The following is a 24,579-nucleotide window of genomic DNA, read 5'->3' as shown; positions in this document are numbered from 1 at the left end:
TTGATCAGATCTTTTGGACAATGTAACAACTTAACTTAACCGGCCTTGTCTGATCCAAGACCGCTGACTTTATCAGGTATATCATGACCGAATCTTTTGCAGCCCTCTTTGAAGAAAGTGAATTAAACCTCAACGTTGAAAAGGGTGCAGTCATCCAAGGTACTGTTGTTAGTATCGATTCTGACTGGGTTACTGTCGACACTGGCCTTAAATCTGAAGGCGTTGTTGATCGTGCTGAATTTTTAAATGAACAACGTGAACTTGAAGTTCAAGTTGGCGATACTGTTGACGTAGTTGTTGAAGCGCTTGACAACGGTATGGGTCAAACTGTTTTGTCACGTGAAAAAGCGAAACGTGCTGAAACTTGGACTAAACTTGAGAAAATCTTTGAAGACGGAGAAATCGTTACTGGTGTTATCTCTGGTAAGGTTAAAGGCGGTTTCACTGTTGACATCGGTCCTGTACGTGCATTCTTACCAGGTTCTTTAGTTGACACTCGTCCTATTCGTGACACAACTCACCTTGAAGGTAAAGAGTTAGAGTTCAAAGTAATCAAGCTTGATGCTAAACGTAACAACGTTGTTGTATCTCGTCGTGCTGTTATGGAAGCTGAATCTTCTGCTGACCGTGAAGCATTACTTGCTCAACTTGAAGAAGGTCAAACAGTTACTGGTACTATTAAGAACCTTACTGACTACGGTGCATTCGTTGATCTTGGTGGTATTGATGGTCTTCTTCATATCACAGATATGGCTTGGAAACGCATCAAACACCCTTCAGAAGTTGTTGAAGTTGGTCAAGAAGTTACAGTTAAAGTACTTAAATTTGACCGCGAGCGTAATCGTGTATCTTTAGGTCTTAAGCAATTAGGCGAAGATCCATGGTTAGCGATCATGAGCCGTTACCCTAAAGGTTCTATCGTTAAAGCGCGCGTTACTAACTTAACTGACTACGGTTGCTTTGCTGAAATCGCAGAAGGCGTTGAAGGTTTAGTACACGTTTCTGAAATGGACCACACAAACAAAAACATCCACCCATCTAAAGTAGTTCAGATTGGTGATGAAGTTGATGTTATGGTTCTTGAAGTTGACGAAGAACGTCGTCGTATTTCTTTAGGTATCAAACAAACTCGTGCTAACCCATGGGAAGAGTTTGCTAAATCTCATGAGAAAGGCGAAAAAGTTTCTGGTACGATCAAGTCTATTACTGACTTCGGTATCTTCATCGGTTTATCTGGTGGTATCGACGGTTTAGTTCACTTGTCTGATATTTCTTGGAACGAACAAGGCGAAGAAGCTATCCGTCGTTACAAGAAAGGTGACACAGTTGAAGCAGTTATCTTATCTGTAGATGCTGAAGGTAACCGTATCAGCCTTGGTATCAAGCAATTAAACAGCGATCCATTCAATGACTTCTTAGCTGCGAATGAACGCGGTGCTTTAGTTAAAGGTACTGTTACAGCTGTTGATGCTAAAGGTGCTACAGTTAAATTAGCTGATGACATCGAAGCAACTCTTAAAGCTTCTGAAATCAATCGCGACCGCGTTGAAGATGCAACTAAGTTCTTAGAAGTTGGTCAAGAAGTTGAAGCTAAGATCATCAACGTTGATCGTAAGTCTCGTTCTATCAACTTGTCTATCAAAGCGAAAGACGAAGCTGAAGAGAAAGAAGCTGTAAACAACGCTCGCCAAGCTGCTGCAACTCAAGCTGCAGAAAGCAATGGTCCTAAGACTATTGGTGACTTAATTAAAGCTCAAATGAAGTAATTTGTTAAAAAGTACATTTCTTGTAACAGAGATGTACTTTTTTATACAAAAATACTGTAAACGGTAGCGTAGTATTTATGTACTGCGCTACCGTTTTGTATTTAAACAGGTTATTATTAAAAACATTGAAAAGTAGCGATAATTAAAGAGGTCATCAATGACGACTGAAGCACTTAATAAATCTGATTTAATTGAACGGATTGCACTTAAAAACCCACACTTAGCTGAGCCTTTGGTTGAGGATGCAGTTAAGATCATGATTGATCAAATGATTGAAGCGCTCTCGAGTGGTGATCGTATTGAGATTCGTGGTTTTGGTAGCTTTGCATTACATCATCGTGAACCACGTCTAGGCCGTAATCCTAAAACTGGTAAGGCAGTTGATGTTGCAGCAAAAGCAGTACCACACTTCAAACCAGGTAAAGCTCTTCGTGATGCAGTAAACGAGTCAATTAAATAAAAAATAAATTAAATAAGTGAGGTGCCAATTATGCGCTATGTATTAATTGCATTACTTGTTGCTATATTTGGTTACGCATTAGCATTAGTTTTACAGAATCCAGCTGAATTGCAAGTAGATTTATTATTTACTCAAGTTCCAGCGATGCGATTAGGTTTATTGCTTTTGTTAACACTTGCTTTAGGTGTCGTGGTTGGATTATTACTGGGTGTACAAGTTTTCCGAGTTTTTCAAAATAGTTGGGAAATTAAGCGCTTGCGTAAAGATATTGATCATTTGAGAAAAGAACAGATTCAGCTTGCTCAGCAAGCTGCAGCTGAAGCTGCTGCGAGTGTTCGGCATGAGAAAACTGTTTTAGATGTTCATGCCAATGATAAAACGACAACGTTCTAATATTCGAAAGGCTATTTCATTAGTGAAATAGCTTTTTTATATTTTTAGACACTTTTAATTTTAAATCTTCAACCAAAGACCTATTCTTTTAATTTATTTTCTAGCTGATCCATAAATTTGGCAAAAGCATTAAAGCTTTTTTCAATCACGATAATCGATTTTAATTTTATATCTGTAGACGTTGGATAATCATCAAAAACATCTGTTCCAGCACCAATAGTATGCCCAGTCTCATGTGATAAATGTATTTCACTACAAAATTTTAGATTTAGATGTGTCTCTTTAGTTATCTCATTAAGAACATTGAATACAACATTTCCTGTAGCCTCCATCACTTCAATAGCAACATATCGAATAAAAGGACATTGATTTGAGGTTAGTGAAACTAACTCATACGATAATTTTCTACTAGGGGACATTTCATCTCCCCATAAATATTTTAATGTATCGCTCAATAATTGAGACTGATCTAAATTTAGTTTTTTTAGATCATATAGATACCAAGGCCAATGGTTTGCATCTTCCTTGCAATGTAGGTTTATTGCCTCTTCGTATTTATTCTGTGGGTTTGCATAAGGTAAGACATATTTATTAAGATCTGAAAAACTCATAATAAAGTGAGCTAAATCTGGTAAAAATTTTAACCTTTGATCAATTGTCAGATCTTCATTTTTAAGAATATGAAAGAAGTGATGATTGCTAAACTGTATTTTTTTGTGCTGTACTGTCGATTTGATAGCTTGCATTATTATTCCTTATTGTCGTTATTTTAGGATTAAAATATAACTTATTTTACCATTTGTTTTATTTTTAAATTGTAGCGGTTATGCACATACATCAACCAAAGACCTGCTAATCATATTTTACACTTCTGCAAAAACCTATTTATAATAGCGCTTTTAACTGACTTGGAAGAAAAGCTCTTGAGTATCATTGTTGCATTAGATGCAAAAAGCCAATACGAAGCTATGACTATTGTTGAACAACTTGATCCAACACTTTGTCGAGTAAAAGTGGGCAAAGAGCTTTTCACGCATGAAGGTCCATCGATTGTAAAAAAATTACAAGATACAGGTTTTGAAGTTTTTCTCGATCTTAAGTTTCACGATATTCCAAATACGACAGCGCAAGCTGTTTGTGCTGCTGCTGATCTAGGAGTATGGATGGTAAATGTTCATGCTTCAGGTGGTCGTAAGATGATGGAAACTTGTGTAGAACGTCTTAAAGCAGGTAAGTACAAAACTCAACTCATTGCTGTGACAGTCCTTACATCTATGGCAAGAGAAGATTTGTTTGATATCGGTTTAGATGTCGAACCTGTTGATCATGTAAAACGTCTAGCAAAGCTTACTAAAGATAGTGGTTTGGATGGAGTGGTTTGTTCAGCTCAAGAAGCTAAAATTCTTCGTGAAATGCTGGGTCAAGATTTTGCTTTAGTTACACCTGGTATTCGACCTGAAGGTACAAATGCAGATGATCAAAAACGAATCGTAACACCTAAACAAGCGATGCTTGATGGATCTACTCATTTAGTAATTGGCCGCCCAATTACCAAGGCGGCTCAACCAACTGAAATGTTAAAATCTATTTTAGCTTCCATCTAATTCAATAAATTAGATTTTTAGATTCAGAAATAAGCTGATCAAGAGTGGAGCTAATAAAGATAATATTAGCCCGCTCATCATTGCGTGTGGTACGTAATGAGTCCCGCATGATTGCTTGACTATAGCCAAAGTGACATCCATAGATGTTGCACCTGCACTCGATATCGCGGAACGAGGAAAACGCCAACCTAAGCAATACATTAATAAAATTGCAAAAATTTCACGAAATAAATCAGTGAGTAAGGCAATCCCTCCGTACTTTGCAGAATGCAATTCAGTAAATAGAATGCCAGACATTGAATACCAGCCATAACCCTGTGATAAAGCTAAAACTTCATTTAACTTAAAGGCTTTAGGTAAAAGATAATAATTTAATATAGACGCCAAGCATGAACCTACAAATGCAGCAAATGGTACTAAGAGTATTTTCCAACTTAACCAACTACGATCAAACGGTGTATGTGCGAGTTCGATACCGATTAAAAAGATAAAAACTAAAAGTAGATACCAGTTATTAAATGTAAACTGTATATTGCTATGGTTAATTATTAGTCCTAATAGAATACCAATTCCTAATGCTAAAAAAGCTTTCGCTATATTTTTTAAAGCGTTAAAAAAAAGATTAAATGAAATTTTGCCTTGTACGCTTTGCCGATCAATAAGCTTATATGTAATTAAACAAATACCAAATGCGAAAATAGAGGTGGTAAAAGCTATTAAAAGTGCAGGAGGGAGGATTGTGGTCGGGTTGTCAATATGGTTGAGTGCTTGTGTCAATTCAAAAGCAACACTGACCAATAACACATATGAAAAATATGGAAGAATTTTAAAAATGAGATTGTTCAAATTTTTAGAAAGTCTTGGTGCAATAAAATAGCCTAAGCTAATTGCAATAAAAATTTGAAAAATTAAAATGACAGATTGCATAAAAAAAGCAGGTTACGAATAACCTGCTTATTATGAAGAATTATTGACTACGCTGCATTTGTTTTCGTAATTGCTGAGTTATTAAGGAAATTATAGTCAGCAACATTTACTTTGCGAGTCTCTAACCAATATTTCCAAGTGTACGTCGGCCATAATGAGAAATTCTTTCCATCAGCAGCTTGATACCAACTACTGCATCCGCCGGCTTGCCAAACAGTGCCTTTTAACTGCTCTTGTACGCGATCGTTAAATTGATCTTGAACAGCATGCTTAACTTCAACAGCTTGAGTTTTAGTGCTATCAACAGTTTGAATTAACTGTAAAATATAATTTACTTGTGACTCAATCATAAAAATTACAGAGTTGTGACCAAGGATCGTATTCGGACCTAATAATTGGAATAAATTAGGGAAATTCTTGGTTGCAATACCATAATAGCTTTCTGCACCATCTTTCCAAGCTTGTTTCAGCTCAATACCGTTACGACCAAAGCAATCAAAGTGTTTGAGATAGATACGTGGATCAGTAATAAATCCAGTACCATAAATCAGACAGTCGATTTGACGTTCTTTGCCATCTTTAGTCACGATTCCATTCGCTGTAATTTCTTGAACGCCATCAGTGACTAGTTCAACATTTTTACGATTGAATGTAGGGAAATATTTATTTGAGATTAGAATTCGCTTACAGCCCATTACGAAATCTGGAGTAAGTTTTTTAGCGAGTTCTTTATCTTTTACTTGGAAGCGGATAAAGGCTTCAGCAAGCTTTTGACCATATTTCATGATTTGTGGTTGTACAATTGGCACAACTCGTGACTCATTTGTCCAATACAAACGACTACGATGAATTTGACGATAGATATTTGATGCTTTGAATAAAGATTTGCTTAGTTGAGAGTATTTACGTTCATCACGTGGAATCACCCAAGCTGCTGTACGTTGGAACACATAAAGTTGTTTAACATCTTTTGCAATTTCAGGAATATACTGAATCGCACTTCCACCAGTACCAATTGAAGCTACAGATTTACCATTCAAATCATAATTGTGATCCCACTGAGAAGAGTGGAAAACTTTACCTTTGAAGTTTTCAATTCCTTTTAAATGTGGAATTTGTGGAACATGTAATGGGCCAGATGCGAAAATTACAAATTGAGCTTCAAGTGTAGGTTGGTCTTTAAATTTTAAAGTCCAAACATTACGATTTTCATCAAATGTAGCATTGGTAACTTCATGATTGAACTTACAATAGTCTCTTAGCTTGTATTGAGTTGTGATTTCTTGAATATAATCAAAAATCTCATCAGCCTCAGCATAACGCTTTGACCAATCTGTTTTAGGCGCAAACGATAGAGAATACATGTGTGATTGAACATCACAAGCTGCCCCTGGATATTGGTTCTCTCTCCATGTACCACCAACATCGTTGGTTTTTTCTAATATTACAAAATCATTGATTTGGCTTTGTAATAGTCGAATACTCATTGCTAAACCACCAAAACCTGCACCGATAATTGCAACTTTTGTTTTTTGAATGGCATCTTTGGTTTGATCACGCATAGTCCACGCCCTACACATCTAAATTTTGTGCAAGTTTAAAGGTTTTGGTGAGATTAAATATGATTGTACAGACGCAAAACTTGATCATTTCGGCAATACACTTATTTGTATATTTTGAGTAAAACATTAAAGTTTAGTGAATAGTAATTGGGATTATGAAGCGATCTATCCTCGGATTGATGTATTTAATTCAAGGCATGCGACATGTTGGGATAGATGTAGACGCACGTTTGGCAAATATGGGGATACATGCTGACGCTTTAGATCCAAGTACCATAATTCCAGACGAAATCGAATGGGATATCTTAAAACATATTAGCGAGGATATATCTCCAGAACAAGGTCTCGAAATAGGTCAGCACTATGCATTAGCTGGTTACGGTCCTTTTTTGATGTTACTAGTCACCAGTGAAAGCTTACATAAAGCACTTTTGAACGGTATACGTTTTCAGAAACTTACACATTTGTTTGGTTCACTACAGCTAAATATTACCGATAATAAAATTTATTTGTTTTACACTCCAATAGATTTGAATACTCATTTGGGGCAGTTGCGTGCTCAATGTGAGATTTCTGGTACATATAAATTCCTGCAAGATATTTTTAAAATGATGGGATTAGACATCCCTAAAATCCAGATTGAATTACCTTTTGAACATCCTAAAGATCTGCGATGGACTGAGGCTTACCAAGCTTATTATGGACATGATGTTAAGTTTGGATGTCATCAAGCGGCATTTATTATGCATGGCGTAGAAATTCTAGACATAAAAGTACCTTCAGCAGATGTATTAACTTATCGAATTTATGAAGAAAAGTGCCTACAAGATATCGAGAAATTCGAAAAAAGCTCTGATGGTATTTTAACAATCGTAGAGTACGTAGAAGGGTATCTTGAAATGCAAAATGGGGTAATTCCCACGATGTCAGAAACAGCATGCGCACTCAATATTCCTGAACGAACATTAAGGCATCAACTGCAACAGCTACAAACCAGTTATAAAGAAATTAGAGAGCGATTAATTAAACAAAAAGCCATTAAATTTATAGAAAATAGTGCCTATTCGATCGAGCAGGTTGCAGAAATGTTGGGATATTCAGAGCCAGCAGCCTTTAACCATGCATTTAAACGTTGGTTTGGACGAAGTCCTCGACAATATCATCGAAAAAACTAAATGCTTAAAAATGATACATTATGATGTTTAAACTCTATGATAATTAAGCCTAAAATCTAATGTCTTTGAACTCAATGTTCGATATAATTTTCACCAATTAAAATTGCAATAACGCCTTATGTTAAATTCTAAACCAGACTCACATAGCACTGCATATACACCAACATCGCCTGCTGAGCGCTATGCTCAAGCTCTTGAGTCAGGGCAATTTATGCCTGATGAAGCTCAAGCGCAGGCAGTGCAAGAGTTAGATCGAGTATGGAAAGAGTTACTCACTCGCTATAAAGCTTCAAAAAAAGCATTTCGACGTTTCCGCAGACAAACATACCCAAAAGGTGTTTATATGTGGGGAGGTGTTGGTCGTGGTAAGACATGGTTGATGGATCAATTCTATGAATCTGTGCCTTTCCGCCGCAAGATACGTCTGCATTTTCATCACTTTATGCAGCACGTGCATAAAGAGTTAAATAAACTTTCTGGTCAGCGCAATCCTTTGGATATGGTTGCAGATCAGATTTATAAAGATGCTGTTGTAATTTGTTTTGATGAGTTTTTTGTATCGAATGTTACGGATGCCATGATCCTGAGTGATTTGTTTCAAAAACTATTTGAACGTGGTATCACACTGGTTGCAACTTCAAACATTGCACCCGAAGGCTTATATAAAAATGGTATCCATCGTGACCGTTTCATGCCAACGATTGAATGTGTACAAAAAAATTGCACAGTATTAAATGTTGATGCAGGAATTGATTACAGACTACGTGTATTGAAGCAAGCTCAATTGTTTAAATATCCATTGAGTGCTGATGCTCAAGTATGGATGTTAGAGCGTTTCAATGCATTAACTCAGACTCAAGTGAAGTCAAACTCACCGATTATGATTAATAATCGTGTAGTTGAAACACTCGGGCATACAGAAGATGTTTTATGGTGTGAATTCTCAGAATTATGTTTTAAACCGAGAAGCCCCGCTGATTTTATTGAAATCGCAAATATCTACAACACTGTGTTAGTTAGTAATGTTCCACATTTAACAGATTTCCTTTCGGAAGGAACTCGTCGCTTTATTTATTTGGTCGATGAATTCTATGACAGAGGCGTTAAATTATTGATTAATTCAGAAGATTCGATTATTGAGTTATATGAAGGATCTAAATTAGCATTTGAAATTGAACGTACACGTTCCAGATTGTTAGAAATGCAATCAGATGCATATCTGCACTCTGAACATCGCCAAATTGATATGGCTAAAACTTCATAATTTATAAAGGCATTCTTCGGAATGCTTTTTTTTATATTTTGATACTGAGAAAGCTTTATTCTTGGTTGATTTTTGTTATAACTAAATGTGTTTTTAAGACTGTGAGATCATTACATCCTCATAGAATAAGTAAAATTTTAATTTAAAGTTTTGATTTACTAAATCTCGTAGTTGTCAATACTTCTAATTGAGAAAATGCTTACTATTTAGGAATGTGATATTACTATTCAGGCTAGTATAAATCAGTATACTAGGATTCTTGTTATAAAAAGTTAGCACCATCAGGAAAGACAATGACTGTACGTATTCAAAAAGGCAAGCTAGCGATTGCTAAAGAACTTTACGATTTCATCGAAAATGAAGCTTTACCAGGTTCTGGTTTAGATAGTGAAACTTACTGGAAAAATTTCGAGCAAGTCGTTGTCGATCTTAGCCCTAAGAACAAAGCATTATTAGCGAAGCGTGAAGAGCTACAAGCTAAAATTGATGAATGGCACCGCAATAATAAATTTGAGTTAAATGCTTATAAGGCATTCTTAACTGAAATTGGTTATCTTGTTCCTGAAGTTGAAGACTTCAAAGTTACAACTGAAAATGTTGATGAAGAAATCGCATTATTAGCTGGTCCACAGCTTGTTGTACCTGTACGTAATGCACGTTATTGCTTAAATGCTGCAAATGCACGTTGGGGTTCATTATACGATGCACTTTATGGTACTGATGTAATTTCTGAAGAAAACGGCGCTGAAAAAGGCAAGGGTTATAACCCTGTTCGTGGCGACAAAGTTATTGCTTTTGCTAAAGATTTCTTAAATCAAACTTTCCCATTGGCACAAAGTTCACATGCTGATGCGACTAAATACGCAATCGAACATAACCGTTTAGTTGTTACGTTGAAAGATGGTTCTACTACTTCTTTAGCTCATGAGTCACAATTCGTTGGCTTTAATGGTGAAGCAGAAAACCCTACAGAGGTTGTTTTATTAAACAATGGCTTGCATGTAATTATCGATATCGATGCGAATAGCCCAATTGGTAAAACTGATGCAGCAGGCGTTAAAGATTTAACACTTGAAGCGGCAATCACAACCATTCAGGATTTGGAAGATTCTGTTGCGGCTGTTGATGCAGAAGAGAAAGTTGAAGGCTACCGTAACTGGTTAGGTTTAATGAAAGGTGATTTGCAGGAGTCAATCGAGAAAAATGGTAAAACCATTACTCGTTCTCTAAACAAAGATCGTACAATTCAGAACTTAATCGGTGGTACTACAACGTTACATGGTCGTTCGTTGATGCTTCTTCGTAATGTTGGTCATTTAATGACTAACCCAGCGATCCTTGTGGATGGTGAGGAAGTGTTTGAAGGTATTATGGATGCATTAGTTACTCCATTACTTACAATTTCAGATATTCGTGGCGAAAACGAAAATAAGAACTCTCGTAAAGGTTCTATGTATATCGTTAAGCCAAAAATGCATGGCCCAGAAGAAGTTGCATTCGCAGTTGAATTGTTTGAGCGTGCGGAACAGGCACTTGGCTTACCTGCGAAAACACTCAAAATCGGTATCATGGATGAAGAACGTCGTACTTCAGTTAATTTGAAAAACTGTATTGCTGCTGCAAAAGACCGTACGATTTTCATTAACACTGGTTTTATGGATCGTACGGGTGATGAAATCCATACCTCTATGGAAGCAGCGCCAATGGTCCGTAAAGAAGCTATTAAAGCTCAGAAATGGATTGCTGCTTACGAAAATCGTAACGTTGCGATTGGTTTGGCATGTGGCCTACAAGGTAAGGCACAAATTGGTAAAGGCATGTGGCCAAAACCAGACAGCATGAAAGATATGTTGGCGACTAAAACTGCACATCCAAATGCAGGTGCATCTTGTGCATGGGTTCCATCTCCAACAGGTGCGGTACTTCATGCATTGCATTACCATCAAATCAACGTGAAAGTACGTCAGGATGAGTTGGCTAATGAAGATATGTTGTCTCTGGATGACTTGTTAACACCTCCTTTTGCTCCAGAAACCAACTGGACTGCTGAAGAAATTAACAACGAACTTGAAAATAACTGTCAAGGTATTCTGGGTTATGTTGTTCGTTGGGTTGACCTAGGCGTAGGTTGTTCTAAAGTTCCAGACATCAACAACGTTGGTTTAATGGAAGATCGTGCAACTTTACGTATTTCTTCTCAGCATGTTGCAAACTGGTTGCGTCACGGTATCGTAACGCGTGAACAAGTTGAAGAGGTATTGAAACGTATGGCTGTAATTGTAGATCAACAAAATGCGAATGATCCACTTTATACGCCAATGGCACCAAACTTTGATGGCATCGCTTTCCAAGCTGCTTCTGATTTAATTTTCAAAGGCGCTAAGCAACCATCTGGTTATACAGAGCCATTGTTACATGCTGCACGTTTAAAACTTAAAGGTTATACAGGTGATTAATTTCATCTAAAATAAAAGCCTCTTCGGAGGCTTTTATTATTTTGAAGATCATTTTTATGTGTGCTAACTTTAAACCCATCACATTGGAACAAGTAAAGCAACTTGAATTGCCGCTTGTATCTTTTGCCTATGAAGAAGAGGTTTATCCAAGTTATAAAACTCCATTATTGTTTAAATCTGAACAAGGTTTGGTGTGGAGGGAGGTTCTGTTTGGTTTAGTACCCAAATGGGCAGAAGATATTAATATTTCAAAACATACTTATAATGCACGTCACGAAACTATTTTTCAGAAACCAAGTTTTCAAGAATCTGCCTACAAATGTAAGTTTGGCGTAATCCCTGTAACTGAGTTTTATGAAAGCAAATATACAAATAACAAACCACAACGCTGGGCTGTAAAGCGTAAAGATGGACGGGCATTTTATATTGCTGCACTTTATGAGATTAGAAAATTAAATGACAAAATAATTCGTTCATCAGCGATGTTAACCATGGACGCTATAGATCATCCGATGATGAAGGATTTCCATGAACCTGGTGATGTTAAAAGATCAGTTGTAGTTATTCCTCATGAACAATTAGATGAGTGGTTAACATTAAAACAGCCATATCAATTAATTAATTTTATGAATGGTTTTCCTGTAGAGGAGTTTGAATGTTTACATGTACCAAAACTCAAAATTGAGAAAATCACACCCCAGCTCAATATGTTTGATTTATTTTAGATTCGAAAATAAAAAAGCTTCTTTTATAGGAAGCTTTTTTAAATTTGATTAAATCAACGTGATAAATTCTTAAACATATGTTTTAAGATTTCCATTGTTTTTTCTATTTGCAATGGAGTTAAACCATCGAAAGATTGTTCTAAAATGACTGAAGTCAGGTCATTAATTTTAACAATCATTTCTTTACCTTTGTCTGTCAGAAAAACTCGCGTAATACGACCATCTTCTTTGCAAGAGTAAGTTTCGATATAGCCTTCATCTTTCAGGCGATAAACGATTTTAGTGGTCGTAGACATCTTTGAAATGACCATATCTGATAGTTCTGATACGCTGGCATGAGGTTTTACATTCAATGCAAGTAAAATACGACGGCGAGAATTGTCTAAACCATACTTTTTAAGTACGTTGTCGATGTTTTGAACGTACTGAGCATTTACTTGAGAAATCCAGTAATATGGAAAGTCTTCTAAGTTAAATGATTCGGCTGTAGGTAAAAAACGCGCATATTTTTTAGGCATTTACTTATTTCCTATGCTTGTTACTGTGAATTGGTTAACCAACTCTTGAATTCCATGAAGTGTCTTCACGACTTGCTGAAAAATCCAAGATTGATTGAATTTTCCACCATTTCATTTATAACAAATCTTCCTTAAAGAAGCTCTACAGCTATCTTTATTTTGAATAAAAAATCATCGAAAAAACATATAAAAATGTTATTTATGATGGTTTTATCTATTCTACACACTCTTTCAGATAGACAGTTTTTCTATAAATCAGTCTATCTCAAGAACATTGCTATTGTAGAAAATAAATACAATATTTGACGTGACTTTAAAGGCAAAAACTTCTGTCTCAAATGTCATAAAATATAGAAATCAATATATTTATATAATAAATACTATCAAATACAGATAATTGGGTTAAACATATGGTTAAAAAATAACTAGAATAAATAATCTAAAAAGATGAATTAATACATTCTTTATCACATTTTTATGCTGTTTTTTGATCAATAAAATATACAGATGTAGAAAATTTAATAAATTTGGCGGTCAATTTAGTTTGATTAATTAATTTTGGAATGATGAAAGGTGGAATTTGATGTTATTAAAAAGACGCATCTAAACAGGATTACATATTTAAATGCGTAAAGTGAAGAGGGTACTTATTTATTAGACGTTGATTTCTTTTTCAATGATTGACCATAGTTGCTTATGGCTCTTTTTAAACATCGACATATGTCCGATCTCATTAAAACCATGTTTCTGTGGATCAAGTTGAACTAGTTTGGTTTCAGCGTTTGGATACAGTCGTAATAAATCTTTGACATTCGCTTCTGTGGCGATTTCATCGTCTGTAGCCCAAAACGAAACGATAGGGCACTTAATCTGCTGATGATAGTCATTAAAAATAGTTTTACCAATCGTATTCATTACATAACCAGGTTTACTACAAAACTCAGCCCATTGTCTTGCAACATTTTTCGGTAGGTTTTCACCCATGCCGATGAATTGTGTCGCACCGTATCCTTTAAATAAACTTGAAACAGGGAAAATAATGTTGAACATAACAGGAGCTAATAACTTAGTTTTTCCCTTTAGACCTTTGATGTGACCTGTAGAACCCGCAATAGCTAATACCTTGGCAACTTTTTCATAAGAAGGGTTGATACCAAGCAACTGCCCGCCAGCACTATGACCAATAATAATCACCTGTTGTGCGTGGGTTTTGTTGATTAGTGAGTCAATTGCAGCTGGTATATCCAATAAACCCCAATCATCAATACTTGCTGTAGAATCTTTTAATTTGCCATGTAATGATTCACCAATTCCTCTGAAATCAAAGGTGAGAACTTGATAACCTTGTTGATTCAGCCATTGTGCAAATGAATTGTAAAAGTTCTGAGTAATGCCAGTTGCTGGACAAACCAGAATTGGAAACTGTTTTGTATTATTTTCAGAAGCGTAGTATCGAGCTGAAAGTTGATAACCATCTTTACAGCTGATCCAAAAAGATTCATAGGTATTCATAACGGAGAACTCAATACTATCTCTAATTACTTTACACAAGTTCTAAAAAGAAACTTATATAAAAAATGACTAAAAAGTCAAATAAAGGTAGAATCAAGATTATTAATTAAACAAATCAAATGGATATAGTTGTGGAATTTAACCAAGCAATGGAATTAGCAATAATTTTCAGTGGAATTTTTCTTTGGGTAGGAATGTTAACAGGCGTTTGGAAATATTATCAAATTCGAAGATCTCAACAATCAAGAGCTCATTATTATGTAGATATTGCGCATCGTAGTAGTTTGTTATATGCGAGTGCCAGTTTAATTTTGGCATGTTTAAGTTATTTCAGTATGTTAAGTGAAACTACAAAATTATTTTGCGTTGTTGCGAATCTGTTCTTTTTCTCGATGTCGATCCTAACTTACATAATCCATGGCTTTTTAAAAGACACAACCAACCAATTTAAACAACCTCATCAATTGGGACGTTGGACACTACCAACTTGGTGTATGAGTTTTATAATGTTTAGTTTGATAGTGGTTGAGCTGGGTGCAACAGCTATATTGCTTTACGGAACAATTATTTATTTCCAATAAAAAATGGATGATGACTCATCCATTTTTGTAAATTAGTTTTTTTGACGCTCAGCGCTCATCTGTCGAAACTTTCGGTCCACAATACCCCACGTACAAAAGGCTAGTGAAACGATCAATGCATAGGCAAAATATTCAGGTTTCAAATTACCTTTAATTGTGCCTTGTAATAACAACGTAGCCATAAGTGCCAGTGTTGTGATTGCATATACGATCGAATCGTTTGCCTTCAGAGTGTTAATGAAGACTTGCTTGTTGAAATGTAATGATAACATCTCCATCCCTCCTTGAGTCGTGATGACAGAAACCTAATCGTTTTTGTCAGAATTGAATTTAAAGTTGTACTGCTTATTTTTAGGGATTTCAATAGGTAAAAAGACTATTTTGAAAATAAATTTTAGAATGTATTGATTTATATATGAAAATATTATTTTATTTGGTGATTGTTGGTATTTTTAATTATGATATTGTTGGTTTTTTTACATTTAGAAATAGAAAATAGGGTCTGTTGACATTTACTGTTCATAATTAAACCTATAAAGGTAGCCATAAAAATATACAGGCTAAGGCAACAGCACTTTGATAATTTCTTTTGAGCTTGTCATATCGAGTAGCTATCCCTCTAAATTGTTTTAATCTACAAAACATATTTTCAACTAAATGCCTGATTTTATATAAATACCAGTCCATATGATCATTGTTCGATTGGCTATTTATTTTCTTTGGTATATTCGCTTTTGTTCCTGTTTTTCTGATCTGCTCACGCAGTGGTTCTGAATCATAGCCTTTATCTGCGCATACCACTTCTGTCTCTTTTAAATCTAATGTTGCTATTAAATCAGGTGCAACTTTGATGTCATGTGTAGTGCCATCGGTAATCATGAAATCAATAGGATTGCCATGTGAATCAACAATCAAATGTATTTTTGAGGAGTTTCCTCCTACACTTTTAGAAATGGATTGATTCGCTATACCGGCAGAATGTTGATGAGCACGTACGTGAGAGCCATCAATAAAAATCCACTCCATATCGGGGCATGATGCTAATAATTTGAATAATCTAAGCAACTTACCGCTGCTTGACCAACGATTAAAACGTTTGAAAATAGAGTTTGATTGACCGAAATAGGAAGGAATATCTCGCCACGGACAGCCTGTTCTAATTCTATAGAGAATAGCTTCAATAAAATTACGTAAATTTGAGTTGTGATGAATAGATAAATTACGCAAAATAGTTTTCAACTTTTGCCAGTGTTGATCTGTCAGCATGGTACGAGGCATAGCGAATAGTAAAATTGGGTTTGGCGATTTGATTTTACTACTTCGCTATTTTTTAAGCTAAAAGTGTCAACACACCCTAATAAAACCATAAATTATTAATTTAACAGCTAAAAAGATTTGTCGTAAACAAAAAATGAACGTTGGATAAAAGAACATTTTCTGTATAGCTAAAATCATGTCTGGGTAAAACATCATTTTAACGACAAATCATTTTAAATTTTTTCTTTACGCATTTGATCAATAGCAGTAGTTACCACCAGTACAATAAGAGACGGAAGTAGCCATGCCAAATTTTGTTGATTCAAAGGTAGATGTTGAATGAAAACTGGTAAATATTCGTTGAATCCCGCAGCTTTTACCGCTTCTATAATTCCGAAAATAAAAGCAACCGTAGTAACTGATCCAACAACTAATGATGGTTTATTCCAAAATTTCCAGAAAAAACTCAACATAATAACCACTATAGCTGGTGGATAAATAGCACTAAGCACTGGTACTGAAAATGCAATAAGTTTTGTTAAGCCTAGATTCGAAATGACCAATGAAAAACCGATCAAGATAAAAACAAGTAATTTATATGGTAGGCCAGTCAATTCTGTAAAGTATTCAGCACAAGCACAGGTTAGCCCAATAGCAGTCACCATACATGCTAAAAAAATTAATCCAGTCAGAAAGATAGAACCCAAGTCGCCAAATGCGTGTTGAACATATGCATGCAAAATAATAGCACCATTGTCAGCATTTGCAGCAACTTCATGACTACCCAAACCAAGTTTGAATAGGCTGATATATACGAGTGTAAGTCCAACACCTGCAATTAAACTTGCAATAATTGCATATTTAGTTATCAGTTTTGAGTCTGTCACACCACGTGATTGTATTGCTTGAATAATTACGATACCAAAGACCAATGCACCAAGCGTGTCCATGGTGAGATAACCATTAACAAAGCCTTCAGATACTGGACTACTCACATAGTTGTTGATCGGCGGTGAGATATAACCAGTCGGAATAACAATTGCTGCAATACCTAAAATTGCCAGTGCAATAATTTTTAAAGGCGCAAGAACATGCCCTACAGTGTCTAACAGCTTATTTGGGTAGAGTGATACAGCAGTCACTAGAGCAAAATAAATCACACTATATATAAATAAACTACTACTCGAAGTTCCAAAATAAGGAGCAAAACCAATTTCATATGAAACTGTCGCAGTCCGTGGAGTAGCGAATAATGGACCAACAGAGAGATAACAAACAATTGTTAATAAAAGGCTAGCAAATCGACCTAAAGGAGAACTAATAATCTCGATTGAGCCTTGCATTCGCGATAAAGCCATAATGGTAAGCACTGGTAAACCAACTGCAGTGATTAAAAAACCAAAAGCAGCAAGCCAAACATGTTCACCTGCTTGTTGTGCGACAATAGGTGGGAAAATAATATTACCTGCACCAATAAACAGTGCGAAGGTCATAAAACCTAAGGCAATAATATCTCCTGTACGAAGATGATTCATAAAATGGGAGGTTTAAAATAAAAGTGCGAATTCTAGACCAAAAATGTTCTCTTTTGAAACTAATTTTATGTGAAAATTGATTGATTTTTGACTAAAAAGAAAGCTTGTAAATCATATAATTAGGATTGGTAAACATAATTGTTTGAAATGATTTTAAAAGTGAAAAAATGGGTTAAACATGATGATATTATGATAAAAATCTAAATTAAATGTACAATTAATTGGTGTTAGTCCATAAAAGGATTGAACATTTGAAAGCTAAGGCGTAAAACTATAGAAATGATGAATGCAACGCCTATGCATTATTTTTTGATTTTATTATTTTTTAATAAGGAATATCTCGAATGAGAGCTTCTACTATGACCATCAAAACGGAACAAGATATTGAGAAGTTAAGAATCTCAGGACGTTTAGCGGCACAAGTTTTAGAAATGATAGGCGAGTATATTAAGCCTGGCGTAAGTACAGAATACCTAGATGATATCTGTAATGATTACATTGTAAATACGCTGCAAGTGATACCTGCCAATGTTGGCTACCATGGTTTTACGAAGACTACGTGTATCTCCGTCAATGAAGAGGTTTGTCATGCAATTCCTTCTGCAAAGAAGATTTTAAAAGACGGTGATATTTTAAACATTGATGTAGCTGTCATCAAAGATGGTTACTTTGGTGATACCAGTAGAATGTACTTTGTGGGTGAACCTACTCCTGAAGCAAAAAAATTAGTAGAAACTACCTACGAAGCGATGCTTGCTGGTATTCATACTGTGAGGCCTGGTGCGACTTTAGGTGATATTGGTCATGCAATTCAATCTGTAGCACAGCGTGAAGGCTATAGTATTGTCCGAGAGTATTGCGGTCATGGAATTGGGCGCGTATATCATGAACAGCCAAACATTTTGCACTACGGGCAAAAAGGTCAGGGTATGGTGCTGAAAAAAGGCATGGTATTTACGATTGAACCCATGGTTAATGCTGGGAAACCATTTGTTAAAGAGTTGAGTGATGGTTGGACGGTTGTTACTCAGGACAAATCTTGGTCAGCGCAATGGGAGCACATGGTTGCTGTGACTGATGATGGATTTGAGCTATTGACGCCATGGCCAAATGGAACTGGACATTATCCTTCAATTTAAAGGGTTTCGAATCATCAAGGCTTGATTAAAAATCAGGCCTTTTTCTTGTAGAGCACATCGTTAGTTGTTCAACCAGATAATCAATAAATACACGTACGGCAGGTAGCAAACCTCTTCTCGATGGATATACAGCGTGAAAAATACCATGAGGTGCAGTCCACTCTGGTAATACTTTTACTAATTGTCCTGATTTTACAAAATCTTGAGCAATACTATCTGGTAATAAAGCGATACCGCAATTTTGGCTTGCAAGTTGTGCCAACATTAAAAGATTGGAAGCCATAATCACTGGGTTAACTTTAATTTTTTGTTGTTGATTATTTGGGCCACTTAATAAGAATTGTTGATCGAGATGATCTTCTGACATACTAATAATACGGTGTTTGCTCAGTTCTTCAGGTGTATTTAGGTGTCCAAATTCATTAAGATATGCTTGACTGGCAAAAAGACGTTGTTCTATTGCTTCAAACTCTCTTAATACGAGATTGGGGTCATCATCTAATTTAGAACGAACCCTTAAAGCTAGATCAATACCTTCATTAATAACATCAACACGACGGTTACTGACCATCATTTGTACGCGTACTTCGGGATATTTCTTCAAAAAAGCGGGTAGTATTTTGGCCATTTGGTTTTGGGCGATGTCGACAGGAACGCTCACTTTGATCACGCCACGAGGTTCGCTACTTAAGTGATTAACCACATCATGTGCTGCTTGCGCGGCATTCATCATGACTTGTGCGTGTCTATAGACATCCATACCGATATCAGTGACAGCAAAATGTCGTGAACTGCGTTGAATGAGGCGAACGCCTAGTTGTTCTTCTAAATTATAGACCCTACGGCTAAGCTTAGATTTTGGGATGTCAGTTGCACGTTCGGCTGCGCTAAAACCACCATGTTCTACAACCAGTGCAAAGCAGTAAAAATCATCTAAATCCGTTAGCATTCCGCCATAAACTCCAACTTTTACAAGTTCTAGGTTAGTATAAACCGGTTGATTAAATACTTTGTGTCAAAATATCGCGAACCAGTTGATATTCTTTAATTCGTTCAAAATCTTTATCTGTAGGTGAGTGAATCCTCGATAAGTCCATATTGTCAGTGATATCTGCAATTTTCACAACACGTGCTATAGGGTTTTGAAGGGTGCGTTTTGCAGCCTCAGTTCTAGATTCACCCTTTAGTTTAGTCAATGCCAGAATTGCTTCAACAATATCGTTATCACATCCTAATTCATATAGTTCATCTACAGTAGTATTAGTATCTTCGAGAACATCATGCAACACGGCTACAATTTTTTGCTGAATCGTTGAGACGTTCATCATGACGCGTAAAGGATGTAATATATAAGGGGCATTCGCCTTATCGACTTGTCCCATATGCTTTGTAGCGGCAAAAGCGATAGCTTGTTCTATAGAGACCATGTGCTAAATACTCCTGAGCGGAATAGCTTTGATTACGATATTCTTTTAAACTGTTTTTAATTTCTTAAGCTTTATCATCATGTCTTATCAACTTATTAATATTGCCGATTCAACTCAAAATATTGTCTGCCCATATTGTCAACAAGCTGTACTAGATTGGGAACAAGAGCAATATATCCAACCATGTGATCATACGTTATTTATCGCTATGGACTTGGGATTTGAATATATAGCAGATCGTTTTGAAGAAACTTTGTCACAATCTGTTGATGAAATTCATGAAGATGCCAATATGAATATCTTTTCTAGTATTTCAAAGTCAACATATGAAGATGTAATTATTTTAAAATCAGATTTGGGCGTCGAAGGGATGTTTCGTTATATCGGTTTAAGTTGTAAGTAATAAAAAAGCCAATCAAGAGATTGGCTTTTTAAACTTATGCTTCAGGTGCTGGGCTATATTGCTCAACTAATGGTTTTAATTCACCATTTTGGAACATCTCAAGCATGATATCGCTACCACCAATAAGCTCACCATTTACCCATAACTGTGGGAAAGTAGGCCAGTTTGCAATTTGAGGTAATGTTGCACGAATATCTTGGTTTTCTAAGATATTTACATAGGCAAATGGACGACCAATTTGACTAAGTGCTTCAACTGCACGAGCTGAAAAACCACATTGCGGGAATTGTGGAGTGCCTTTCATGTAAAGTAAAACAGGGTGTTTCGCAATTTGATCACGAATTAACGCTACTGTATCACGCGCTTGTTCCGTCATAGATAGATCCTCAACTAATCTTCCCAAATTATATACCGAAAAATTAGTTGCGGGCTATTGCTAAAGATTTTTCTTGTATAAATGTGAGTTTAAGCTTTCAATCTACACAGGTTTTTGCTTATATAACCCTTTTCAACACAACTAACGATAGATTGAGTTTGTTATGACTAATATCACTCTTGCTCCTGTGCAACCTGATCAACCTTCACATCTTATGGCTACTTATGGTCGCCAAGCGATCAGTTTTGTTCGAGGACGAGGGGCGTATCTGTATACAGCAGATGGTACTGAATATTTGGATGCTTTGACAGGTATTGCTGTATGTGGTTTAGGTCATGCTCATCCTGTGATTGCAGAAGCAATTGCAGAGCAAGCTGCAACATTAGTACACACCAGTAACTTATTTGAAATTCCTTGGCAGACAGCTGCTGCGCAGAAACTTGCTGAAGTTTCAGGAATGGAAGAAATCTTTTTTTCAAATAGCGGTGCTGAGTCAAATGAAGGTGCAATTAAAATTGCTCGTAAATTTGGTGCGCAGCAAGGTGTGAGTAATCCTAAAATTATCGTTGCTGAACAATCTTTTCATGGTCGTACTTTGGCAACCTTGTCTGCAACAGGGAATAAAAAAGTTCAGGAAGGTTTTGCGCCATTAGTTGAAGGGTTTATTCGAGTTCCATTTGGTGATGTTGAGGCAATCCAAGAAGCTGCGATCAATCATCCAGACATTGTTGCTATCTTGATTGAGCCAATTCAAGGTGAAGGTGGTGTCAATACCGCTCCACAAGGCTTCAGCTATTTAGAAGAAGTTCGCGCACTTTGTAATCAGCACAATTGGTTGATGATGCTTGATGAAATCCAAACTGGTAATGGTCGTACAGGTAAATATTTTGCATACCAACACACCAATATAGTTCCTGATGTGATGACAACTGCAAAAGGTTTAGGAAATGGTTTTCCTGTTGGTGCGGTTATGACTCAAGGTAAAGCAGTTGGACTATTGGGTGCTGGTAGTCATGGTTCTACTTATGGTGGAACTGTTTTAGGTTCACGTGTTGTTTACACAGTGATTGACACACTTCAAAATGAAAATGCAGTAGAAAATGCGGCTAAAGTAGGCGCATACATAGTTGAGCAGCTCAAAGTGCATTTAAATGATTTGAATGTTCAAGTTCGTGGTTTTGGTATGATGATTGGTATTCAATTACCTAAAGATTGTGCTGAAATTGTTGCAATCGCTCGTGATGAATACAAATTAATTGTTAACGTAACCGCAGGTTCAGTGGTTCGTTTACTTCCTCCATTAAACATGACACAAGAACAAGCAGACGATCTTCTTAAGCGTCTTGTACCAACCATTCAGAGTTTCTTGAAAGGTTGATCTTTGTAAATAAAAAAAGGGCAATTAAATTGCCCTTTTTTATATTAATCAATTAGCCAGAAATATACTGTTGTAACTGTTCAATTAAAACACGCTGATCTTCCATGGCAGCTTTGACTAAATCACCAATTGAAATAAAACCAACTAATTTTTCATTCTCAAGAACAGGTAAATGGCGTAAATGACGATCTGTCATTAAGTTTAAGCATTCTTCAACTGTATTGTTTAAGCTTACAGAAATCACTTTTGAAGTCATAATGTCCGAAACAAGCGTATTATTTGAAGAGCGCTCCATCAAGGCGATTTTACGTGTATAGTCACGCTCAGAGAAAATTCCAACCACTTTTTCATCTTCTGCAACGACTAAAGCACCAACACCTTTATCTGCCATGATTTTAATTGCTTCAAGTACAGTCGCATTTGGTGAAATCGTAAAAATAGATTGTACAGCTTTATTCTTGATGACTTGAGCAACGATTGTCATTATTTATCCACCTGTGTTGTATTGTCATTTTCATTTAACTTAACGGTATTTTTTTTAAATGCAAAGCCCTAATTTATCTTCGATGATGACTTTTTAATGTAAGTGCTTAAAAAGTCATCATTGATTAGATGCTTTATACTGCTGGCATTACAGTGTCTTTTGGCATAAAGAAAAAGTGCTGCATTTGTTGAGTAGAAAGTTTGAATTTTCTGTGCGAAGAATTAAATAAAGCAGGTTCAACTTGTAATCGGGTCAAAGTAGGAAGCAACGATTCGTGAAAGTCTTTGGGTGTGATTTTACGTGGTTGGTAATGTTTCCAATGTGATTTTGCATAACGGTGTGCTTGGACGCCATTTAGCCAAAAAGGGAATACGTGACCATCTTGATCAGATTTGATTGCCCAACCTTGATGATAAAGACCCCAAAGTACACCGCAATACATCATTGTTTTTAGGATTGAAATTTTAATCATCAACTCACGAGAAACAGGTTGAAAATGGTTAAACCGATACATATTCTTAAACTTATATAGTTATAAACTCATGTTTTATTATAAGAAATATACTTTGCATTTATGTTTAATCAATTCATCAAAATGGTAAGCAAATATTCTAATTATTTCAATAAATCGTAATCTGCATCACATTTATTGAAAAAAGTAAGCTCTAATTAAATTTTAGATGCTAAAGAAATTACATTTTTTAACTCAGATAAAGATAACTTTTTATCTTTGTTGCAGGCATAAAAAAACGCCACCTAGGTGACGTCTCTTTATGCTTGTAAGGTTGCCATCTTTTGCCAGTATTGAGCTTTAAGTGAATCACGCTCTACTCGGAAACCTTGATAATACAATTCTGCTAGAAATAATGCTGCTTTACCATGACCTGCTTTTGCTACTTCTTCAAGTTCTTTCACTGCATCTTGAAAGTTTTTTTGCGATTGAATGGTATTAACCGCATTTGCATACACATGCTCTAGTTCGTGTTGTGTGAAATGTTGAATCATATATAACTCCTTATTTTAATTATGATTACCGCAAATTCTATCCAAAGACACTTTACTTTGAATATAAGCTAATTTAACTTTGAATTGTTAAATTATTATGACAAAAATAATGGAATTGTCAAATATATCGAGTGTCTTTCTGTAAATAAAAGCTTACACGATTAAACATTTCTAGCAAATAATTTTAAGTAAAATCAAAGTGAAAATAATAGAAAAGGAGAATAACATGTCAAACGTAATCGATGGTTTAACCTTTGATGTTCCACCATCTGAAAATCAAATTATTGAATTGGCACATCATCATCGAAAATTACTTGATGAGGCTATTTTCCATCAAGAAATTCATTTGGGTGATTATTGTTTAGCTCAGCGTAAAAGGGTTTATGATTTTGCGAGTACGCTTAGCCCAGAGCAAAAAGATCGTTTTTATGAAATTTATAACGGAGAGCTGCGCCGTATAGCAGATGATGATGATTTACATCCAGCAGATGCAGAAAGTGGTGTGGGAATGTTTGCTGTATTTGTTAGTTTAGTGATTATTGCATTTATCCTTTACTTCGCCTTTGTACGTACATTAGTGAGTTGACCTATAACCATCACGTTCAATAAACGATATTTTGGCGGCTTATTGA

The 24,579-nt window shown here is 35.8% G+C and carries 27 protein-coding genes; 13 read left to right on the top strand and 14 right to left on the bottom strand.

The window, feature by feature from the left end; translation table 11 throughout:
- Positions 1-83: 83 nt before the first annotated feature.
- The 3 genes from rpsA to R2H34_RS09560 all read left to right on the top strand — a co-directional run bounded on the left by rpsA (position 84) and on the right by R2H34_RS09560 (position 2,619).
- Complete coding sequence (gene rpsA, locus R2H34_RS09570) at positions 84-1,766, top strand: 30S ribosomal protein S1 (protein ID WP_004954100.1); 1,683 nt, start codon at positions 84-86, stop codon at positions 1,764-1,766.
- A gap of 157 nt (positions 1,767-1,923) precedes the next feature.
- The gene (locus R2H34_RS09565) at positions 1,924-2,226 is read left to right on the top strand and encodes an integration host factor subunit beta (protein WP_004911476.1); all 303 of its coding nucleotides are present in this window, start codon (positions 1,924-1,926) and stop codon (positions 2,224-2,226) included.
- Positions 2,227-2,256: 30 nt separating this feature from the next.
- A complete protein-coding gene (locus tag R2H34_RS09560; RefSeq protein ID WP_004954101.1) occupies positions 2,257-2,619 on the top strand; it encodes a lipopolysaccharide assembly protein LapA domain-containing protein in 363 nt (120 codons plus the stop codon).
- 80 nt (positions 2,620-2,699) lie between these two features.
- Here the strand turns inward: R2H34_RS09560 and R2H34_RS09555 are convergent, their stop codons facing one another.
- On the bottom strand, positions 2,700-3,365 hold the full coding sequence (locus tag R2H34_RS09555; RefSeq protein WP_075696549.1) for a hypothetical protein: 666 nt from the start codon (positions 3,363-3,365) through the stop codon (positions 2,700-2,702).
- A 162-nt stretch (positions 3,366-3,527) separates the two neighbouring features.
- On the opposite strand from R2H34_RS09555, the gene pyrF reads away from it, so the two are divergent.
- Positions 3,528-4,223, top strand: a complete 696-nt coding sequence (gene pyrF / locus R2H34_RS09550; RefSeq protein ID WP_099948600.1) for an orotidine-5'-phosphate decarboxylase — start codon at positions 3,528-3,530, stop codon at positions 4,221-4,223.
- Positions 4,224-4,232: 9 nt separating this feature from the next.
- On the opposite strand, the gene R2H34_RS09545 is transcribed toward pyrF, so the two are convergent.
- A complete protein-coding gene (locus R2H34_RS09545) occupies positions 4,233-5,150 on the bottom strand; it encodes a lysine exporter LysO family protein (protein WP_075696548.1) in 918 nt (305 codons plus the stop codon).
- 47 nt (positions 5,151-5,197) lie between these two features.
- Positions 5,198-6,712, bottom strand: a complete 1,515-nt coding sequence (locus R2H34_RS09540) for a flavin-containing monooxygenase (RefSeq protein WP_004911459.1) — start codon at positions 6,710-6,712, stop codon at positions 5,198-5,200.
- A gap of 155 nt (positions 6,713-6,867) precedes the next feature.
- Between R2H34_RS09540 and R2H34_RS09535 the strand changes: the two genes are divergently transcribed.
- The 4 genes from R2H34_RS09535 (at position 6,868) to R2H34_RS09520 (ending at position 12,332) form a co-directional block, all read left to right on the top strand.
- The gene (locus tag R2H34_RS09535) at positions 6,868-7,887 is read left to right on the top strand and encodes an AraC family transcriptional regulator (protein WP_075696547.1); all 1,020 of its coding nucleotides are present in this window, start codon (positions 6,868-6,870) and stop codon (positions 7,885-7,887) included.
- A 118-nt stretch (positions 7,888-8,005) separates the two neighbouring features.
- Positions 8,006-9,151, top strand: coding sequence for a cell division protein ZapE (gene zapE / locus R2H34_RS09530; protein WP_004911455.1), 1,146 nt, complete (start codon positions 8,006-8,008; stop codon positions 9,149-9,151).
- A 293-nt stretch (positions 9,152-9,444) separates the two neighbouring features.
- Positions 9,445-11,607 (top strand): malate synthase G, encoded by a 2,163-nt coding sequence (locus tag R2H34_RS09525; RefSeq protein WP_075696546.1) that lies wholly within the window; start codon positions 9,445-9,447, stop codon positions 11,605-11,607.
- Between the two features lie 56 nt (positions 11,608-11,663).
- Entirely contained in the window at positions 11,664-12,332 is a 669-nt protein-coding gene (locus R2H34_RS09520) for an SOS response-associated peptidase family protein (protein ID WP_075696545.1), read from the top strand.
- Between the two features lie 53 nt (positions 12,333-12,385).
- Here the strand turns inward: R2H34_RS09520 and R2H34_RS09515 are convergent, their stop codons facing one another.
- Together R2H34_RS09515 and R2H34_RS09510 are read right to left on the bottom strand one after the other, a co-directional pair.
- A complete protein-coding gene (locus tag R2H34_RS09515) occupies positions 12,386-12,850 on the bottom strand; it encodes a MarR family winged helix-turn-helix transcriptional regulator (RefSeq protein WP_004911447.1) in 465 nt (154 codons plus the stop codon).
- A gap of 654 nt (positions 12,851-13,504) precedes the next feature.
- Positions 13,505-14,362, bottom strand: coding sequence for an alpha/beta fold hydrolase (locus R2H34_RS09510; RefSeq protein WP_075696544.1), 858 nt, complete (start codon positions 14,360-14,362; stop codon positions 13,505-13,507).
- 119 nt (positions 14,363-14,481) lie between these two features.
- Between R2H34_RS09510 and R2H34_RS09505 the strand changes: the two genes are divergently transcribed.
- Entirely contained in the window at positions 14,482-14,943 is a 462-nt protein-coding gene (locus R2H34_RS09505; protein ID WP_075696543.1) for a hypothetical protein, read from the top strand.
- 32 nt (positions 14,944-14,975) lie between these two features.
- On the opposite strand, the gene R2H34_RS09500 is transcribed toward R2H34_RS09505, so the two are convergent.
- The 3 genes from R2H34_RS09500 to brnQ form a co-directional block, all read right to left on the bottom strand.
- Entirely contained in the window at positions 14,976-15,215 is a 240-nt protein-coding gene (locus tag R2H34_RS09500) for a hypothetical protein (protein ID WP_004911434.1), read from the bottom strand.
- Between the two features lie 259 nt (positions 15,216-15,474).
- Entirely contained in the window at positions 15,475-16,221 is a 747-nt protein-coding gene (locus R2H34_RS09495) for an IS5 family transposase (RefSeq protein ID WP_004912080.1), read from the bottom strand.
- Between the two features lie 212 nt (positions 16,222-16,433).
- Positions 16,434-17,735 (bottom strand): branched-chain amino acid transport system II carrier protein, encoded by a 1,302-nt coding sequence (gene brnQ / locus R2H34_RS09490; protein WP_004962146.1) that lies wholly within the window; start codon positions 17,733-17,735, stop codon positions 16,434-16,436.
- A gap of 344 nt (positions 17,736-18,079) precedes the next feature.
- On the opposite strand from brnQ, the gene map reads away from it, so the two are divergent.
- Complete coding sequence (gene map / locus R2H34_RS09485; RefSeq protein WP_318342250.1) at positions 18,080-18,874, top strand: type I methionyl aminopeptidase; 795 nt, start codon at positions 18,080-18,082, stop codon at positions 18,872-18,874.
- Between the two features lie 25 nt (positions 18,875-18,899).
- On the opposite strand, the gene R2H34_RS09480 is transcribed toward map, so the two are convergent.
- Together R2H34_RS09480 and R2H34_RS09475 are read right to left on the bottom strand one after the other, a co-directional pair.
- On the bottom strand, positions 18,900-19,823 hold the full coding sequence (locus R2H34_RS09480; RefSeq protein WP_004962142.1) for a LysR family transcriptional regulator: 924 nt from the start codon (positions 19,821-19,823) through the stop codon (positions 18,900-18,902).
- A 52-nt stretch (positions 19,824-19,875) separates the two neighbouring features.
- Positions 19,876-20,301, bottom strand: a complete 426-nt coding sequence (locus R2H34_RS09475; protein WP_004962139.1) for an HD domain-containing protein — start codon at positions 20,299-20,301, stop codon at positions 19,876-19,878.
- Positions 20,302-20,380: 79 nt separating this feature from the next.
- Here R2H34_RS09475 and R2H34_RS09470 point away from each other — a divergent pair, with 79 nt between their 5' ends.
- Positions 20,381-20,704: a hypothetical protein gene (locus R2H34_RS09470; protein ID WP_004911419.1), complete on the top strand. Its 324-nt coding sequence runs from the start codon at positions 20,381-20,383 to the stop codon at positions 20,702-20,704.
- A gap of 34 nt (positions 20,705-20,738) precedes the next feature.
- Here the strand turns inward: R2H34_RS09470 and grxD are convergent, their stop codons facing one another.
- Positions 20,739-21,080, bottom strand: a complete 342-nt coding sequence (gene grxD, locus R2H34_RS09465) for a Grx4 family monothiol glutaredoxin (protein ID WP_004772459.1) — start codon at positions 21,078-21,080, stop codon at positions 20,739-20,741.
- Between the two features lie 163 nt (positions 21,081-21,243).
- Between grxD and R2H34_RS09460 the strand changes: the two genes are divergently transcribed.
- A complete protein-coding gene (locus R2H34_RS09460) occupies positions 21,244-22,458 on the top strand; it encodes an aspartate aminotransferase family protein (protein ID WP_099948607.1) in 1,215 nt (404 codons plus the stop codon).
- Positions 22,459-22,510: 52 nt separating this feature from the next.
- On the opposite strand, the gene R2H34_RS09455 is transcribed toward R2H34_RS09460, so the two are convergent.
- The 3 genes from R2H34_RS09455 to R2H34_RS09445 form a co-directional block, all read right to left on the bottom strand.
- Positions 22,511-22,942 carry a CBS domain-containing protein gene (locus R2H34_RS09455; RefSeq protein ID WP_004911413.1) on the bottom strand — a complete coding sequence of 144 codons (432 nt, stop codon included), beginning with the start codon at positions 22,940-22,942 and terminating at the stop codon, positions 22,511-22,513.
- Positions 22,943-23,075: 133 nt separating this feature from the next.
- Positions 23,076-23,456, bottom strand: a complete 381-nt coding sequence (locus tag R2H34_RS09450) for a DUF2750 domain-containing protein (protein ID WP_004911409.1) — start codon at positions 23,454-23,456, stop codon at positions 23,076-23,078.
- A gap of 257 nt (positions 23,457-23,713) precedes the next feature.
- Entirely contained in the window at positions 23,714-23,947 is a 234-nt protein-coding gene (locus tag R2H34_RS09445) for a hypothetical protein (RefSeq protein ID WP_004911406.1), read from the bottom strand.
- A gap of 226 nt (positions 23,948-24,173) precedes the next feature.
- Here R2H34_RS09445 and R2H34_RS09440 point away from each other — a divergent pair, with 226 nt between their 5' ends.
- Positions 24,174-24,533 (top strand): hypothetical protein, encoded by a 360-nt coding sequence (locus R2H34_RS09440; RefSeq protein WP_004954146.1) that lies wholly within the window; start codon positions 24,174-24,176, stop codon positions 24,531-24,533.
- The last annotated feature ends 46 nt before the right edge of the window (positions 24,534-24,579 follow it).

The organism is Acinetobacter sp. 16, from assembly GCF_033439925.1.
GTDB lineage: Bacteria > Pseudomonadota > Gammaproteobacteria > Pseudomonadales > Moraxellaceae > Acinetobacter > Acinetobacter junii.
The sequence above is the reverse complement of the archived record's forward strand: the minus strand, read 5'-3'. Positions and strand labels throughout refer to the sequence as shown.